14 protein-coding genes and 2 pseudogenes are annotated in these 17824 nt (G+C 35.4%); 6 read left to right on the plus strand and 10 right to left on the minus strand.

Features of this window, described 5'->3' with window-relative positions; translation table 11 throughout:
* Positions 1–482: 482 nt before the first annotated feature.
* Entirely contained in the window at positions 483–1994 is a 1512-nt protein-coding gene (gene tcuA, locus BS1321_RS01785) for an FAD-dependent tricarballylate dehydrogenase TcuA (protein WP_063233362.1), read from the minus strand.
* Positions 1995–2262: 268 nt separating this feature from the next.
* Here tcuA and BS1321_RS01790 point away from each other — a divergent pair, with 268 nt between their 5' ends.
* The 3 genes from BS1321_RS01790 (at position 2263) to BS1321_RS01800 (ending at position 5998) form a co-directional block, all read left to right on the plus strand.
* Positions 2263–3123 (plus strand): LysR family transcriptional regulator, encoded by an 861-nt coding sequence (locus tag BS1321_RS01790; protein WP_063233361.1) that lies wholly within the window; start codon positions 2263–2265, stop codon positions 3121–3123.
* Between the two features lie 47 nt (positions 3124–3170).
* Positions 3171–4277, plus strand: a complete 1107-nt coding sequence (locus tag BS1321_RS01795) for an AbrB family transcriptional regulator (protein ID WP_063233360.1) — start codon at positions 3171–3173, stop codon at positions 4275–4277.
* Between the two features lie 398 nt (positions 4278–4675).
* Positions 4676–5998 (plus strand): CitMHS family transporter, encoded by a 1323-nt coding sequence (locus BS1321_RS01800; RefSeq protein WP_063233359.1) that lies wholly within the window; start codon positions 4676–4678, stop codon positions 5996–5998.
* Positions 5999–6286: 288 nt separating this feature from the next.
* On the opposite strand, the pseudogene BS1321_RS01805 reads toward BS1321_RS01800, so the two are convergent.
* Together BS1321_RS01805 and BS1321_RS28025 are read right to left on the minus strand one after the other, a co-directional pair.
* Positions 6287–7489: pseudogene (locus tag BS1321_RS01805) on the minus strand (IS110 family RNA-guided transposase).
* A gap of 391 nt (positions 7490–7880) precedes the next feature.
* Positions 7881–8140, minus strand: a pseudogene (locus BS1321_RS28025) (aldo/keto reductase); the annotation flags it as partial.
* A gap of 211 nt (positions 8141–8351) precedes the next feature.
* Between BS1321_RS28025 and BS1321_RS01815 the strand changes: the two are divergent.
* Positions 8352–8630 carry a hypothetical protein gene (locus tag BS1321_RS01815; protein ID WP_063236304.1) on the plus strand — a complete coding sequence of 93 codons (279 nt, stop codon included), beginning with the start codon at positions 8352–8354 and terminating at the stop codon, positions 8628–8630.
* 563 nt (positions 8631–9193) lie between these two features.
* Here the strand turns inward: BS1321_RS01815 and BS1321_RS01820 are convergent.
* Positions 9194–9940, minus strand: coding sequence for a polysaccharide deacetylase family protein (locus tag BS1321_RS01820; RefSeq protein WP_063236306.1), 747 nt, complete (start codon positions 9938–9940; stop codon positions 9194–9196).
* Positions 9941–10431: 491 nt separating this feature from the next.
* Here BS1321_RS01820 and BS1321_RS01825 point away from each other — a divergent pair, with 491 nt between their 5' ends.
* Both BS1321_RS01825 and BS1321_RS01830 read left to right on the plus strand, forming a co-directional pair.
* Entirely contained in the window at positions 10432–11343 is a 912-nt protein-coding gene (locus BS1321_RS01825; protein ID WP_063236307.1) for a DMT family transporter, read from the plus strand.
* Positions 11344–11375: 32 nt separating this feature from the next.
* Entirely contained in the window at positions 11376–11705 is a 330-nt protein-coding gene (locus BS1321_RS01830) for a tRNA-binding protein (protein ID WP_063236308.1), read from the plus strand.
* 144 nt (positions 11706–11849) lie between these two features.
* On the opposite strand, the gene BS1321_RS27265 is transcribed toward BS1321_RS01830, so the two are convergent.
* The 6 genes from BS1321_RS27265 to BS1321_RS01845 all read right to left on the minus strand — a co-directional run bounded on the left by BS1321_RS27265 (position 11850) and on the right by BS1321_RS01845 (position 16984).
* Positions 11850–12002, minus strand: coding sequence for a YfhD family protein (locus BS1321_RS27265; protein ID WP_155726546.1), 153 nt, complete (start codon positions 12000–12002; stop codon positions 11850–11852).
* Positions 12003–12309: 307 nt separating this feature from the next.
* On the minus strand, positions 12310–12942 hold the full coding sequence (locus tag BS1321_RS01835) for a LysE family translocator (RefSeq protein ID WP_063236309.1): 633 nt from the start codon (positions 12940–12942) through the stop codon (positions 12310–12312).
* Positions 12943–13225: 283 nt separating this feature from the next.
* Positions 13226–14293 (minus strand): transglycosylase domain-containing protein, encoded by a 1068-nt coding sequence (locus tag BS1321_RS28030; protein WP_232522794.1) that lies wholly within the window; start codon positions 14291–14293, stop codon positions 13226–13228.
* The gene (locus BS1321_RS28035) at positions 14188–15459 is read right to left on the minus strand and encodes a transglycosylase domain-containing protein (protein WP_232522758.1); all 1272 of its coding nucleotides are present in this window, start codon (positions 15457–15459) and stop codon (positions 14188–14190) included. Before BS1321_RS28035 ends, BS1321_RS28030 begins: the two co-directional genes overlap by 106 nt.
* Before the next feature lie 161 nt (positions 15460–15620).
* Positions 15621–15776, minus strand: coding sequence for a hypothetical protein (locus tag BS1321_RS27270; protein ID WP_155726547.1), 156 nt, complete (start codon positions 15774–15776; stop codon positions 15621–15623).
* A gap of 800 nt (positions 15777–16576) precedes the next feature.
* On the minus strand, positions 16577–16984 hold the full coding sequence (locus BS1321_RS01845; protein ID WP_063236310.1) for a GNAT family N-acetyltransferase: 408 nt from the start codon (positions 16982–16984) through the stop codon (positions 16577–16579).
* Positions 16985–17824 lie beyond the last annotated feature (840 nt).

A 17824-nucleotide genomic window follows, 5' to 3' on the forward strand; every position in this document is an offset into this window, starting at 1 on the left:
TATAGTATTTAAAAAAAGCTAATTACTATCTATCATTTTGTTTAGAGAAAAATACCAATAAACAAATCCACTACCCTTTTTCATGCTGAATTTTAGCATCGGAGTGATCAACAGCAATATAACTGGTAAATTGATAAGTTAGAACTGGCTTCATGCACGTTAATGCCCATCTGATCCATTCAAGCTGGTGCTAAACTCGAAAAGCTAGTAATGAAGAATCTTATTGTCTGGCCATCAGGACGCTTAAAGCTATACAATCACTCCACCTGAAAAAATTCCAATAGATAAACTGTTACTAAGTTTGACCTTTTATATACCTATATGATATGAGTTTTAGTCAAAGCATACAGAATTTTTATATTTTAAAATACCAAACAGCCAAGGACTTTTTTAAGCCTTGGCTATTTTTCATTCTTCTACTACACGTAACTCTATTATTTTTTGGACACATTCTTATCTAATAAACCATTCATGGAAAAGACTCAGTGATTATTGATCGTTTCAACCTTTTCTTGAGTATAGCGGGCTGCGGATGAACCAGCTAATTTTCCAAAGACTGCTCCAGACATTAACCCGGATCCACCAGGATAGTTTTCATAAAAAATCCCCCCAATCATTTCACCAGCCGCAAAGAGACCTTTTATCGGTTGTTCTTCTTTGTCTAACACATGACCCGTTGTATCTACATGCAAACCACCGAACGAGAAGGTGATTCCGCACGTTACAGGGAAAGCATAGAATGGACCTTGTTCAATTCGAAGTGCCCAGTTGGATTTAGGAGGGGTAATTCCTTTCGTTCCTTTGCCATCTTTCTCTGCGGGTCTATACTCGCCATCTTGTACGGCACTGTTATACTCTTCGATCGTTTTAAGAAATTGTGTTTGATTGACCGGCAGTAAACTAGCCAACTCCCCAAGCGTATCTGCTTTATAAATAGTCGCTTCTTCAAGGTCATATTCTTTACGCAGCATCGGGCGTACCTGTGCATCATAAATTTGATATGCCACATGTCCAGGCTGTTTTAGTACCTCACGGCCGTATTTGGCATAGGTGTAATTTCGCAAATCTGCTCCTTCATCAACAAACCGTTTCCCTTCATTATTAAGCATGACGCTGTAAGGATAAGAATGCTTTTTAAAAATATCTCCCGGCTTCGTGAAGTCTCCTACTTTTGGCGCATTATAATCTGTCCCAATAGAATGACATCCAGACCACTGCCCAAATTTTTCAGCCCCAACTGCCATAGCCATGGAAATGCCGTCTCCTGTGTTGAACTCGGTTCCACGAACAATAGCCGCTTCCCATTCTTCACCAATATTTTCACTTCTCATTTTCTTATTGGCTTCAAAGCCGCCACAAGCCAAAATCACACCGGATGTCTGAACAGTTACCATTGTATGATCGTTCTCAACAACGACACCGGTTATTGTGTTATGCTCTGATACAAGCTCCACAGCACGTGAATCGTACCAAACGTCGATGCCGATTTCTTCTGTCCGCGCAAAGAGCTGTCTCATTAAGCCAACGCCTTTATCCTCCGTTTTGATAGGCAGTCCCCCCCAGAAATTGCGCTTTCCATCTTGTACGAAAGATTGATTTTCATAATTCAATTCAAATTTTATTCCCTGATCACGCATCCACGTAATTGTTTCATACGATCTAGAAACCAGCTGTTTTGCTAACTCAGGATTACTTTGTCCACCTGTTACTCGCATTAGATCATTGTAATAATCGGATTCCGAGTATTCAGGCATTACAATTAAATCGGATTCTTCATCTGTTAATTCAGGTATTATATTTCTGATTGCGTCCAAATTATTGTATGCAACACGAATGGCTCCATCCGTGAAGAAAGAGTTCCCTCCACGCTTTTCCACTGGTCCTCGTTCTAACACAAGAACTCTAGCACCTCCCTCTTTTGCTGAGATTGCGGCACATAAAGCTGCGTTTCCTGCCCCTACTACAACTACATCATAATTTTGTGTATTTGACATTTTTACCCCTCCTGTTAAGTAGTGATAACTCTTCATGTAAATAATAAGTGAAAATAATGAATAAAAATAATATTGTTTTTTTATTCATTGCCATAGAAAATTTTTATGAAAAAATGCAGGAAACGCAAACTATTGTGAGTCTATTGATTTACATAAAAAGATAGATTTCTTTTATTCATTAGTTGTATTATACTTTTAGAAATCAAATAAATTATTATTATTTACAATTACCCATAAATATTTTTTATGGTTAAAGGAGAAAAATTTTATGGATGAAAAAGACTGGCTTATTTTAATTACTCTTTACGAAGAAAGAAATATAACAAAGGCAGCACAACGACTATTTATTTCTCAACCAGCTTTATCCTATCGTATAAAACAGCTGGAAAAAGAGTTCAAAACAAATTTAATCTCTAGAGGCAAAAGAGGTGTCGAGTTTACAATTGAAGGGGAATACCTAGTTAAATATTCGAAAAATATGCGTAAGCAATTAGGAGCTGCAAAAGAACACATTTCAAATTTGGATAAAAAAGTAAAAGGAACTTTGCGATTGGGTGTATCTGGCTTGTTTGCCCGATATAAACTGCCAGTATTATTAAAAGAATTTCTAACCCTATATCCAGAGGTTGAAATTAGTTTGAAAACTGGATGGAGTTCTCAAATTCATCAAATGCTTCAAAAAGAAGAAGCACACCTCGGGATAGTTAGAGGTCCTTACAAATGGCAGGAAAATAAAGTGTTATTTCAAGAAGAAAAGATTTGTATTGCCTCCAGTAAAAAAATTGAATTAAAAGAACTTCCTTTTCTTCCTAGAATTAATTATCAGACAGACCAATCGTTAAGGAATACTATTGAAAACTGGTGGCAGGAAACATTTGCGGTACCACCTAAGATTTCAATGGAGGTAGATCGGATTGAAACATGTAAAGAACTGGTTCTTAATGGTTTAGGATATGCCATTTTACCAGAAATCTGTATTAAAAATGATGAACCACTGTATACTTTCCCTATTGTATTAAGCGATAATAGCTATTTGCTTAGAGAAACTTGGGTTTTTTATCGTGATGTGACTATGGATTTGGCACAAGTAAAAGCATTTATTGATTTTCTTAATGATTCTAAACAATAGAAATAAGACGAATCGAAATAAAACTAGTACAAAGGAAGAGAATTAATATGAAAAAGTGGGATTTAAATAATGCAAGCAAGACAACCCAATTTTCAGCTGCACTTCTAACTGCTTTTATTGGAGGCGGCCTTTTCACTCTTATCAGATTGCCAATCCCCTGGCTTCTAGGTCCAATGGCAGCCCTATTAATTGCATCACGTTTCAAAAACGTTAATTTAATTTGGCCCGTTTCGATGAGAAATACTGGATTAATTATTGTAGGTTATTCAATTGGCATCTCTTTTACCAAGAGCTCACTGTCTGACATGATTAGTCACCTTCCCTCAATGTTAATCCTTACAACCTTAATTGTCCTTGTGTGTGTATGTTCGGCTTTTGTTATGTCAAAATATTCCAGCATTGACTATCCTACATCCTTAACGAGTAGTATTCCTGGAGGTTTGTCACAAATCGTTGTGTTTGCAGAAGAAATGAAAGGTATTGATATTACGACAGTAACCTTTTTCCATGTTACAAGAGTGATAATGGTTGTTTTCTTAGTTCCCCTTTTAATTTTCAGTCCCATTTTTGCAGCGAAAAGTACCAATGGCTCATCTAAAATAATGGATAACGTTATTCCAGAGTGGAGTGATTTATTTCCTCTTATCTTTCTGTTCGCGCTTATTTGTTTTCTCGCAGCAAGAATAGGTAAAATATTTAAACTACCAGCTCCTTACTTTTTAGGACCAGTAATCGTTGCTGCTGCAATAGGTCTTTTAGGTTTGCAGGGACCACCACTTCCTCCTTCACTTCTTGATATATCTCAATTTATGGTTGGCGGTTATATCGGTTTACTATTAAAACCGGAACAACTTGACAACAAAAGAAAAACCTTATTATTGGCTTTGCTGAACGGACTAATTTTGATCTGCGCAACAATGTTTTTTAGTTTTCTACTGACCCATTATTATGATTTATCGACTATTACGGGTTTTTTAAGTTTAGCCCCTGGTGGAATGGATCAAATGGGAATCATTGCACAAGAAGTCAATGCTGATGTATCTACTGTTACCAGCTATCAACTATTTCGGATGGCTTTTATTTATGCCGCAGTGCCTCCATTGCTAAGAATGGTATTAAAATTAAGTTTAAGAAAAAAAGACAAGAACAGTTAACGTAAAACTAAATGTTAAATAAAAAAGAAGAGAGAGCTTTACTCAAGGACACTGAAAAAGTCTGATTTATAAAGAAAAGAGGGTTATCATCCACAATATTTAGATGATGACCTTCTTTTTAAATACTAAAAATATCATTAAACTTTTAAAATATCCTTTGGCTTTCTTTGCTCTACTCCCGATTCTTTTTAAAGAATAAATTATTTTGATACCAATACAAAAAAAATATGTATTTAACTTATTGTTCTCTCTGTATTACCTTTAATAAAGAAAAGCGCTTAGCATAGTGTAAAACTAATTAATCTACCGATTAATTTCTCTGAATAGTCGCGAAATTGTTTTTTAGTCATCCAGAAATCATTTGAAAGCGCATTCAAAATATGGGAGGGGATTTAATAATGTTTGTTACAATTTTAGGCATCTCCATGGTTACCGTTTTTACCTATTTAATTATGTCCAAACGTTTATCACCCATTGTTGCTTTAACTTTAGTTCCGATCGTTTTTGCAGTAGCTGGTGGTTTTGGAAGTAAAATTGGGACTATGATGATGGAAGGCATTAAGCTAGTCGCTCCATCTGCAGCTCTATTATTATTTGCCATATTGTTTTTTGGTATTATGATAGACACGGGCTTATTTGACCCACTTATCAAAAAGTTATTAGAAGTCGTCAAGGGAGATCCTGTCAAAATTTCGATGGGTACCACAATTCTTGCATTACTCGTGGCCCTAGATGGAGACGGTACAACAACATATATCATTACTGTTTCAGCTATGTATCCACTTTATAAACGAATCGGTATGAATCCATTGGTTTTAGCCACAGTAGCCATGCTAGCTTTAAGTGTTATGAGTGGTATGACCCCTTGGGGTGGACCTGCTACCCGAGCAATAGCAGTATTGGGACTTGATGCATCCGAATTTTTTGTTCCACTTATTCCTACCATGATTGGTGGTGCTCTTTGGGTTATTTTCGTCGCATTTATTTTAGGGAAAAAAGAACGTAAACGACTGGGTGTAATACACATAGACGAGTTAAAAAATGAAATAGCTGCTACTGTAGAAAATGAAGCCACTGAAACATTTCCTTATATTTACATTAAACGTCCTCGTTTTTTGTGGGTTAACTTATTAATTGTGGTAGGCATTATGGTCATTCTTATCATGGGATTGGTACCTTCCCCTATTTTATTTTTGGTCGGTTTCTCCATTGCTTTAATGATTAACTACCCTAATCTGGAAATGCAAAAAAGACGTATCTTAGCACATTCTGGAAACGCTTTAATTGTTGTTCTATTAGTTTTTGCGGCAGGAGTATTTGCAGGAATCTTTTCCGGTACAAAAATGGTTGATGCCATTGCTAATGGACTGGTTGCGATAATACCTGCTTCATTAGGACAGTTTTTTCCTGTCATTGTTGGCATTACAAGTATGCCATTCACTTTCGTTTTATCGAATGATGCCTATTATTTTGGAGTTCTCCCTATTCTTGCAGAAGCAGCTTCAGCCTATGGTATTAGTCCGTTAGAAATTGCTCGGGCTTCTATATTGGGACAACCCGCTCATTTAATGAGCCCACTTGTTGCATCAACCATTCTATTAGTTGGCATGGTTGATAAAGACCTTGGAGAATATCAAAAATTCGCATACAAATGGGCAATCTTGACATCGTTAATCTTAACAGTATTAGCTATAATTAGTGGCGCTATTTCTTTTTTGTAAATTATAAAAGTCCTTGTATACTAATTTGCTAGGAAATATCCGCAGGTTCCTTTCCAAAAGCTAAAAGCAGTTGTATTTCTTAGGTGAAATCAACTGCTTTCATTGTTGTTTTTTATTTTTCCTATATGGAAACCTCAAAACAACCTTATTTAACTAAACCAGCTAATAGGATGTCAATATCTTTCTCTAATATTTTCATTTCCCTTATGATATACTATTTTTGTTCATGACAAATAACCCTCCAAAACCCTTTTCGAAGGATTTTTCTCTGTTTCATAAAACCGTTAATCAGGATAAATCTAGGAATGCTTCTTTTCTCTTTAATAAAGCGTAAATCCAATGAAGAAGTTTATTCATACAGGCAACGATCGCCACTTTGGCTGGCTTTCCTTCCGATTTTTTCTTATCAAAGAAAGCTTTAAGCTTTTTGTTCCTTGAACTCCTTATGCCGCATAGCACGGCAAGATACAGAGAATGACGTAGTCTGCTCGAACCTCTTTTTGTAATACGATTAATGGTTGCCGTAAACTTACCCGATGAGTGAACACTTGGATCTACTCCAGCGAAGGCAACCAGTTTTTTCGGATGATTAAACCGATCGATTTCACCAATTTCAGAGATAATCGTGGCTGCGATTTTTTCTCCGATACCCGGAATCGATTGGATGATCTTATATTCTTCCAGTTCATTTGCCAGGGCCACTATACGATCTTCCAAATCAGAAAGGTGTCCCTGGTAATGAAAAAGCAACTCAATATACATATTAAGATTGATTACGTGACTTTCATACACGCTTTTTTGAAATGGATTTCTAGATGCGGAATCTATTATTTTTTTTGCTTTTTCCCATGCCCATTCACCCGATCGGCTAGAACAGAACTCTATAACACTCTCTGCTAGTCTACTTTCTCCGGCCGTTAATACCGCCTCTGAAGTAGGATATTCCTTTAACATCAATAAAGATACCTTCGAATATAGATCCCCAAAAACCTTCCGGTATTCAGGAAACACTTAATCTAAAATGGTGTGAAACTGAAGTTTAGCTTCCACATACATATTCGTTACGATTTCCTGTTGTCTGGACAAATTCCGAAGATCTAATAGCTGAATTCCTCTAATTTTATGAGGTTCTAAATCCTCTTTGTAATACAGCACACACAACTGGTACGCATCGATAGCGTCTGTTTTTACCTTCCGTAAACTGGACTTCTTTGCCTGATAAGAAATAATCGGATTTAGTAAGATATATAGAATCCCTTGATCCTCCAGGTATTGAATAACGGGAGAATGGTAATGCCCTGTAGATTCTAAAATGACCATAGGCATCTGCCCTGTCACCTCTTCAATTTCTTTTAGAAATTCTAAAAAATGATCTAACTCCTCTTTGATATGCTTCATTGAAAAGCTTTTCCCATACGGTTTAGATTGATCTAAGAATGCCTGAACTTGACTCTCTCCTTTTGCCACATCCAGACCAACAACTGGATTCATTACCTTTACCTCCTCTACTTATTAACCAGTACCCCTAGTCCTCCATGTAGTGTCATAGCTTCGCTTGTTATACGAGATCTGCGTCCCAACCAGCCTCAAACATGTTTCTACAAGTAGGGGGCGGACAGTTTAGTTCACGGGATCAAGTCCCACGCACCCGTACGTCCTACCCTGGCTACTGATATAATAGATTCTATTAAAAAAAGGTCAACCAGTAAAAACTGGCTAACCTTATAATACGAACGCACCCGTTAATTTAAGTACATTTCTTCACAAACTTGTTCTTTATGAAAAAGTTCAAAAATTTCTATTACTGATATGCCACTTGAATACATGGAAATCCGAAAAAATCATTGCATATGCAAAAATGAAATTAGGAAAGAATTTAAACGACTAAACGATCTTGTTGAAAATTATCAACACCAATTGCTCGAACTTTACCTTCTCGATATAATTCTTCCATAGCCCGCCAAGCACCATAGTAATCATTATATGGTTGGTGAATCACATATAATTCAATATAATCTAGTCCTAAACGTCCAATGAATTTTGAAAACCTCTTTTTGCCCCTGCATAATTAGTATCTGTTATCAATAACTTAGTCGTAATGAATAACTCTTCACGTGGCACACTACTTCTTTTAATCGCCCTTACGGTTTCTCTTTTTTTAGACAACAATAAATAGGCAGCCCAATTTTTTTGTCCATATAGGACACTAATCCCTCTTTGTACATAGCCTGAAAGGGTAAACAAAAAGGGAGGATTTCTTGAATGTATAACTATAATTACGCTTTTAACCCTTATAATGTGCCTTATTATATAGACGGAGAACGAATACCGGGCCCGGGCGGTGGTCAATGGGATGGACAAGGCGGCGGTCATTGGGACGGACACGGTGGTGGTCATGGTGGCGGTCATTGGGACGGACACGGTGGTGGTGGTCATGGTGGCGATCATTGGGATGGACACGGTGGTGGTCATGGTGGCGGTCATTGGGAACACGGGCAATGGGTTCCACGCTGTAGGAGAGTATGGGTTCATGGATTTGGTTGGACTTGGATTTGTAGGTGGTGAAAAAAAGACAGCATATTGCTGTCTCTTTTTTTCGCTTTTTCTTCGTATTGTACATTTCTTAAATTAACTCTAATTACCAGTAAATTCACATTTATTGAAGTGTTACAATTATTATGAGGTGTTTTGAAATGTTTATATCACCAATGTTATTACACAAATCTAATCATCCTTTCGATGATGATTCAGATATAACTATAAGGGGTTAGGAATTACATAAATGAGTTATTGAAATCCTTATCTCCTTTAATGAACTAACTTGCCCCGTTAGTTGCATAAAGAAAAGCTGCCTTAAAGACAGCTCCGATCTTCAGCTAACGCACCCGTTAGTTGAAAATAGTGAAAGTTAAATTGTACATTTCATTCTCATTACTTTCACACCTAACTCAGATTTAGGTTCTAGCATTGCTTTTTTTTTAAAAAGCTATTGCTTGCTTGTTACTTGGTGACACACGAAGGTGGTATTCATCAACTCCATTGTTTTTAAAGAACTTCAATCATAAATCACACAATTAGTTCAATATCTATCTCCTTAAATTTTGGAATTATATCTGATGTTTTCCTTATTTTCCGTACCCATTTGCTTATAAACAATATTAAGTACTTTTCCCTTGGTTCCAAAAGAAAAAGCGATTACCTGGTATAGGAACCGCCTTCAACTATCTTTGCAAAGTCATCAAGAGTAGTTGAATACTTGATATAAATTCGTGGTAAAAGATAAAGTTCGTCTTTAATGCCCTTCTCAGAAAATAGTTCAGGAGTTGTCGTAAGTCCAAACAAATAATATTTCTTCGTTTCTTCTACGACTTTGTCATTGAAATTTCCGTATGGATACGCAAGAGCATTAACTGGTTTGCCTGTTATTTTTTGAATTTTATCTTTGGACCCTTTCAGTTCATATTCATAATTTTTTATTTCCGTCAAATCAGGATGTGTAGCAGTATGAGACTGGATTGAGATTATACCCGAATCAGCCATCATTTTTAAATCCGATTTCGATAATCGGTTTGAACGACCGATAAAGTCAGAAATAACAAAAATGGTACCACTTGGTTTAAAACGTTCGTTTTCAAGTTTTTGAAAGATAGCAAATGCATTCAGATTGTTTTTGTATCCGTCATCAAAGGTAATGAAAATGGGTTTATTTTCTTTATAAATGTCTTGCCAACGATCAAAAGTTAATAATGTGTAGCCATGGTCTTTTAAATAAATCATTTGTTTCTGGAAATTATCAGGAGTTACATATAGCTCCTTAGAACCCTGCCCAGTAAACTCGTCAATCGAATGATAAATTAAAATAGGTACTTTTCGTTGAGCAAAAACTTGTGATGGAAGAATTAAGATAAGAAGACATAGGAAAAACATTACAACCTTTTTCATAAAATTCCTCGCTTTGCATCCTTTTTATATCTTTTCAATTTATTGTGCCTCAAAAGCATAGTTCTATTATAATTTCTCCCATATTTGATTCTATCTCCCATTGATCAATGGTGACTTTGATAATCCCAAATGAAAAACTAATTTCTTAAAACACTAAGGAATCGGACTAACTGCCACATTAGCTCTATAAGAAAAAGAGCTGCCAAAGCAACTCCCTTAATGAAGTAAAGCACCCGTTAGTTTAAGTACAATCCTTCACAATCTATTCTCAGTAAAGTAATTTCCTATTAGCCTGATAACTCAAGCTTAATATTCTTTGCTATAATAAAATTAGTAAAAGAAATGGACGAGGGGTGAACATAATGTATTGGACTCCATTATTTGAAAACGATGTACCAAAAGTACTCTCCCAATCTTAACGGAGAGAACTTTAGAATAGTTATTTCTCTCCGTTAGGGCAACAAGCCTAAAAAAATACGGAGGGTACAAACATGAAAAATACACTAATCGGTTCATTGTTTTTAATTTTAGCTTCAAGTATTTGGGGAGGTATGTATGTTGTCGTAAAAGTAGTAGTGGCAGTCATACCACCATTAGAACTTGTATGGATCCGTTATCTTATCGCACTTGTTGCGTTAGTATTGATTGGATTTGTTACTAAACAAAAATGGAAAATTAAAAGGAAACATATAGGGATAATAATTGCTATTTCGATTGTAGGATACGTCATTTCTATTGTTACTCAAGAAACGGGTACAATGCTTTCTACTGCACAAATGGGAGCTATTATCACTTCTACAACACCTGCCTTTATAGTTGTGTTTGCTAGTCTAATTCTTAAAGAACGTTTAACTTTTAAGAAAGCTATTTCTGTAAGCTTAGCCACTATTGGTGTCATTATTATCGTTGGAATTGATGATATTAACATGTCTAGTATGCTAGGAGGCATCTCGCTTATTATCGCTGCATTAACATGGGCTTTAATGTCTGTACTTATAAAATGCCTGCCTAGTGATTATTCGCAGATTGTGATAAATACCTATGCTACTTTAATTGCTTTTGTTGTTCTAACACCTTTAGTCATCACAAGATTACCTAAAATAAATATTAACGAATTATCAGATCCTACCATATGGGGAGGATTGCTATATTTAGGGGTAATATCAACAGCTATTGCATTTCTATTGTGGAATCGTGGTTTACAAATACTCAATGCCTCTAGTGGAGGAGTTTTCTTCTTTTTTCAACCTGTTGTTGGAACATTATTAGGTTGGTTGATATTAGGTGAAACCATTAGTATCACCTTTTGGGCTGGTTCTTTCTTAATTCTTTTAGGAGTACTAATTGTTATTAAAGATAGACAAGAAGAGCAGAATCAGAATCAATCAAATCTCAATATGTAAAAGAATATACTCAAATAGATGGAGGATTTAAAATGGCAATTTTTGACGATTTCCAAAAAATAGATATGCGTGTGGGAGAAATTATTAAAGCAGAAGCGTTCCCTAAAGCAAGAAAACCAGCATATAAATTATGGGTTGACTTTGGAGAAGAAATAGGGATTAAACAAAGTAGTGCTCAAATAACAGATTGTTATAGTTTAGATGAACTAGTTGGTAAGCAAGTATTAGGAGTAGTTAATTTTCCGCCAATGAAAGTTGCTGATTTTAGTTCAGAAGTTTTGGTGATGGGGACTTATTCGGAACAAGGTGTTGTTCTAATAGAACCTCAACAAAGGGTTAAAAAAGGAGACCGATTAGGATAAGTACAAAGAACACAAATGATACATTCATTTGTGTTCTTTTTTTACCCTTCTTCCGCTAACCTGCCCCTTTAGTTCCATAAGAAAAAGCTGCCTTAAAGACAGCTCCGATCTTCAGCTAAAGCACATGTTAGTTCAACAATAGTTTCATTTAGGTCTTGTAGCTCTTATTTTCCCACTTTCACCTAGCTCACGAGAAAACTCTTCATCCACACGATCAGGTTCTATTTTTAAGTTTTTGGGAGTTTGAGGTAATGAATTTTTACTGCTAGATGGTTTTTGATTTTTTGATCTTCCCATAATATTGCCTCCTAACGAAATTTTAATCTTTATTAGTATGGCTAAGAATCACATTTATATATCTTTAGATTTGCTCATGAACGAACATTTTTATCTTAAAAACAGTTTTTGGGGACAGCTCCTTCTTTTACTACTAACGCACCTGTTAGTTGAATTAGATTATTACTATATCCATTACTGCAACGATTCTAAAAGGAAAAACAAAAGCCTCTTCAGAATAATTCTGAAGAGGCATTATATTACATGTGAATCGACTTGACTTAAAGCTAATATAACATTTATGAAGGGGGGCAATGCTTATTAAATGTTATTGAGGAGCTTTTGTTTGCAGCAACTTTAACCCCATACCAATAAAAATTATTCCTGTCATTTTGTTTAAAATCATTCCTACCTTTTGGTTTCCTCTTAGTTTTTTTGTAGCATACGAAGAGAAAGATGCAATAAATAGACACCATAGAAATCCAGTGATTGTAAAAGTAAGTCCTAAAATGATAAAAGGAATAGATCCTGAAACCTTTGTATCTATAAATTGTGGGAGAAACGCAATAAAAAACAAAGAAACTTTTGGATTCGTAAGACTTGTTAAAAGCCCTTGTATATATAACTTTCTGATGTTTAATTTACTGGATGGAGCAATATCAAAGCTTGCATTTGTTTTATCGATCAACATTCTAATTCCCAAATACATCAAATAAATCACACCAACAATTTTTATTGCGTTGAATAAAATAACAGATTTTGTAAGAATGATTGATAAACCAAAAGCAACAAATAACGTATGGATTAATGATCCTGTAATAATACCAAAAACAGAATAAACACCTGCTGGTCTTCCTTGTGAAATACTTCTTCCCACAATATACATCGTGTCTGCACCAGGAATAAGATTTAATAAAATTCCTGTTAGTAAAAATACATCGTAATTAATGATTCCGTACATTTTTGCTCCTCTTTTAATTTTTTTGATGCCCTTATTGATATTAAATAAAATTGTATGAAAAGAAAAGATTTTTTAATACTTCTCTTAAAATTATTTGACAATTCAAATTGCTTCTTAACATATCATTCAACTAACATGCCCCGTTAGTGCCATAAGAAAAAGGCTGCATCAGCAACCCCTGTTATTGAAGTAAAGCACCCTATAGTTTAAGTAGAAACCTTCAAATTCTCTTATGTGTATCATAAAAAAGGATGGAACCAATGCGATCCCATCCTAAAAATCTTTATTGTTTGTGTTTCTTTTCCTCTTGTTGTTTATGCTTCTCTTCCTTTTGTTTGTGTTTCTTTTCCTCTTGTTGTTTATGCTTCTCTTCCTTTTGTTTGTATTTATTTTCCTCTTGTTGTTTATGCTTCTCTTCCTTTTGTTTATGTTTTATATCCTCTTTATTTCCATCAATATCAAATGGTTTATCTTTATTATTTTTTGTAACTGGTGGAGCTTCTTCAGGATTTGCACCTTTAATGAACAGTTCATTATTCACCTGGTATACATCACTAGGCTGCTGGAAGCTACTTTGGTCTGTTCCAAACGCTTCCAGCATGGCCTTAAACATTTGGTGCGAGATTTTAGTTGTATTTCCATCCATATAATTACCTGGACCATTTTTAGTATATCCAGTCCAAACCGCCATAGTGTATTGCGGTGTATAACCAGCGAACCAACTATCATTTACCGAACCGGATGGATATCCATATTGTACTCTGGTTTTACTATCAAAATTGGTTGTGCCAGTTTTTCCAGCCACATCTAGTCCAAGGACATTTGCTGTTTTTCCTGTACCAGATTTTACGACTGTCCGTAACATATCCGTCACCAAATAAGCTGTGTAATCATGCATAACACGTTTTGGCTTTGGAGTTAAATTAACAACTCTGCCATCAGGATAGACAACTTTACGAACAAAATGTGGTGTATTGTATTCACCGTTATTTCCAAAAGCACTATATGCCCCTGCCAACTCTAATGGATTAACCGTATTACTTCCAATCGCATATGATTCGTACACCTTATTATTATTAAAAGTAATACCCAGATTTTCTGCAAAGTTTTGTGCTTTATCCATCCCTACTTCTTGAAGGGTAAGGAGTGCTGGAATATTGTATGACCATTGAAGTGCTGTTCTAATCGACAACATTCCATGATATTGATGATCCCAGTTAGAAATAGATTGACCATTTGAGTAGGTTATCTCATGATCATTAATTTGGTGTGCTGTAGACCATTTTGAATTTTCAATAGCCGGTCCATAATCAAAGACTGGCTTGAAAGTAGATCCTGGTTGACGTTTAATATCAACCGCAAAGTTGTTGCCTCGGAAGGAAGCTTTATATTGGTTTCGACCGCTTCAATAGCTCGAACTTCTCCTGTTTTTGTATCTAAAAATACGAAGGCTCCTTGAAAATTGTCATTTGGATAAGAAATAATCGTATCGGTGTTCATTATTTTGTCCGCAAAGGTCTGAGCTTTTGGATCTAGCGTCGTATAAATAGATAATCCATCCGAACTGATATCTACATTTTTCAGCTTTCTTTCAACTTCTTTTACAACAGCGTCCAAAAACGCCTCGTACGGCATTCCTTGTTGTTTCTTTTTTGGAACAAGTCCTGATGTAACTGGAACCTTCTTGGCATCCTCCAATTGCTTTTTCGTAATATATCCTTGTTTATACATAGCTTCTAAAACAATATTACGACGATTTGTTGCAGCTTTCACATGTTCGGGTTCAGTGGGATCGTAATAACTTGGACTCTGTGGGAGCCCCGCCAACATAGCGGCCTCCGGAAGCGTTAATTTATTTAGATGATCGGCATCGATTCCGTAGTAATTTTTGGCGGCAGCTGCTACACCATATGCCCCGTCTCCAAGGTAGATCTTATTTAAATACATCATTAAGATTTGATGTTTAGAATACTTTTGCTCAAGCTGATAGGCCAAGCTCCATTCCTGTACCTTTCGCTTTATTGTTTTCTGAGGTGACAAAAAGGAGTTTTTAATGACCTGCTGTGTAATCGTACTCCCGCCTTGAGATCCGAAATCCCCTTTTAGGTTCTTGAAGATTGCTCTCGCAGTTCCTTTTATATCAATGCCATTGTGTTCATAAAAATGTGCATCCTCCGTGGCAATGAAAGCATGTTCCAACATTATTGGAACTTGAGAATACTTAATTTTTGTCCGCTTTTCTTTACCATATTCGTAAAGGAAATTCCCGTTTTTATCGTATAATTTGGTAGAAAGCGGATCGACTAGTTTTGAAGCATCTATTTTAGGTGCATCCTTAATCATTGCTGCAACCGTAACTGCCCCTATTCCAATTGAAACAACACCTAACAGTAAACACCAAAGTAAAACTTTTTTCAAGAAAGACCTTCTTTTAGGGGAGTTTTTACCTTTTTTTTGATCTTGTTTTATTTTTTCCACTTGTTTTCGTTCCTGACGAGAACGATACGTTTCTGACATTAATCTTCTCTCCCATATTCAAGTTACTCAACAAAATTAAAGAAAACTATGCAAATAACCTTTTATTTACTCACTAGTCATTAATGATCAGTATGATATTTAAAACAATGCATTTCATTCAAAACCTGTATATAACGTATTAAGGAAGAATTTATCCTATACTATCCTTGGTCGGTTTTCGCAATAAAGTAATTACTTCGTACTATCTTATCTAATACATCTTTTAGAACATCTTCCTTCTTTACATCTGGCCCTTTTATTATTTTTTCTCGTTTAATATCATTATCCAAGGTATAACAAACAATAAATTTCTTCAAATTAAATCCCCCTTTCGAGAACAACTTCTGATTGTCTTAAGTAGGGAGACACGTCTACTTATTTGAAGCGAATAGTCTTAAAATTTATATACTGAATAAGAATCCAATTATCGACCAGCTTTGTCTTTCAAAGACGTTATACATGAAGCAAATACCCATGTTGATAAAATGATGGATAGCATTCCTACTATTTTTGAAAAATACCTTTGTGTACCATCTATAAATATTTCATGCATACCATAGATACAGCCTAAAAAGATATATATCAAAGTGTGTATAGAAAATTTCATTTTTTCAAGTCCATTACACAGTCCATTTATATTAATTCGGATTGAACCTTAGTATTAAGGGGGCAAAATATTTAATCCTCGATTCCTCCTCTATATAAAGACCAAATCTGCACTTTAGTCAATAAAAAAGCCACCAATTATGGCAGCTGGATCTTCGACTTTTGTTCCCGTTTAAGCACATTCTCTTTTTCTATATATTATGTTCGTTTTACGTAATAACCTGGATAACTTACCTATCTATAGACCATAATAAGGATTATCCAAGAGACACCCTAAGGATCTTGGTGTTTGTCTGAATCCATTCTTGAAGCTTTTCAGGGATGGATTTTTATTTTTTACTTTTCTTAGCTAAATAATATGTCTCAAGAGCGACTTAAAAGAGAGCTGGATTTTCAACCCGTCTTATTGCACTAACCCGCCCCGATAGTTTATAGTTCCATACAAAAAAGGCTGCCGCAGCAACCTCCCTTATTGAAGTAAAGCACCTTTAAATTAGACAACAAATTAAACTTATCGATTTATATTCTTTGTCATACCAATGGTAAACTTCTCAAATCCAAAAGTTTCATAATATGATTCCAAACTTTCTACACACAAAAGTTGAGGAATTACTCGATTTTGCTCACAATGTTCAATTATTCGATTTAACATTTCTTTGCCGATTCCTTTGGACTGGTAGCTCGGCAGTACACACACTCCACATACCACTCCAGTAATCACACCATCTGAAATAACACGTCCCATACCCACTAACTGTTGTTCATCAAAAGCATAAATTGCATACCAACTTTGAGTGCACATTTGTTTCAAATCATTAACTGTTAATTTAAGTGAATTCCATCCTAAAGATTCATATAAGGTTAGTAATTGCTTAAAATTTTCAGGGGGTTCTATTGTATAATGTATAGGTTTTTCCATATGAGCACCTCCCTGGATTTTTGTATCTTACAGCTTAATCTCAACACATAACTTGTATGATTTCCACATATCCCCTTCCGTAAACCTGCCCCTTTAACTCTATAAGGGGTACTGCCACATGTCCATCAAATTAATAGAACAAATCCACCATGCCTTTCAGGCTAAGATATTTAATAATCCTAAATGTGAAAATTTTACCTCTCTACGGTGTCTAAGAAAATTCAGTTCACTTTTATAGTTTTGAGAATGGTTCTTTTTCTTAGCTTAATGGTGATGGGATTACAACAGATTTTAACGGATAACATACGTTAATCATGAAAGTCACCACGCCCGACTTCTATTGATTTTATTCCTTTACTAAATACTCTATTTTCGCTTGACAAGCATTTGTCTCCTTTGAACTAGGAGACAGATAAGAAGATAATTTTACAATCACTGTATCAGCTTTTGGTGCAATGCATATTCGCTGGTCAAACTTCCCACGGGCAGAATATCCACCGAATTGATCATAGCTAACCCACCATTGATTATGATAAGAGAATCCTGATAGATGACTATGATTACTTTCCGCAAGATATTTTCGGTTACCGCCTTTTTTAATTTTCCTTATAATATGTTCCGGAATAATAACCTGTTTAAAATAAAGATATAAAATAGAAAAAATGTGAGTAAAGTAATATTGGGAATCTTAGTACAACTACCTCTTTTTTTCAATTTAAGATTTTCGCCACCAATTCACCTGTATTACTTCAAACTAAATATCCTGTTACAACGAAAAAACTTTGATACCATAAGGGGTACCAAGGCTTTGTTATAGTGACCTGTGAGGGATTCGAACCC

Source organism: Peribacillus simplex NBRC 15720 = DSM 1321, from assembly GCF_002243645.1.
Lineage (GTDB): Bacteria > Bacillota > Bacilli > Bacillales > DSM-1321 > Peribacillus > Peribacillus simplex.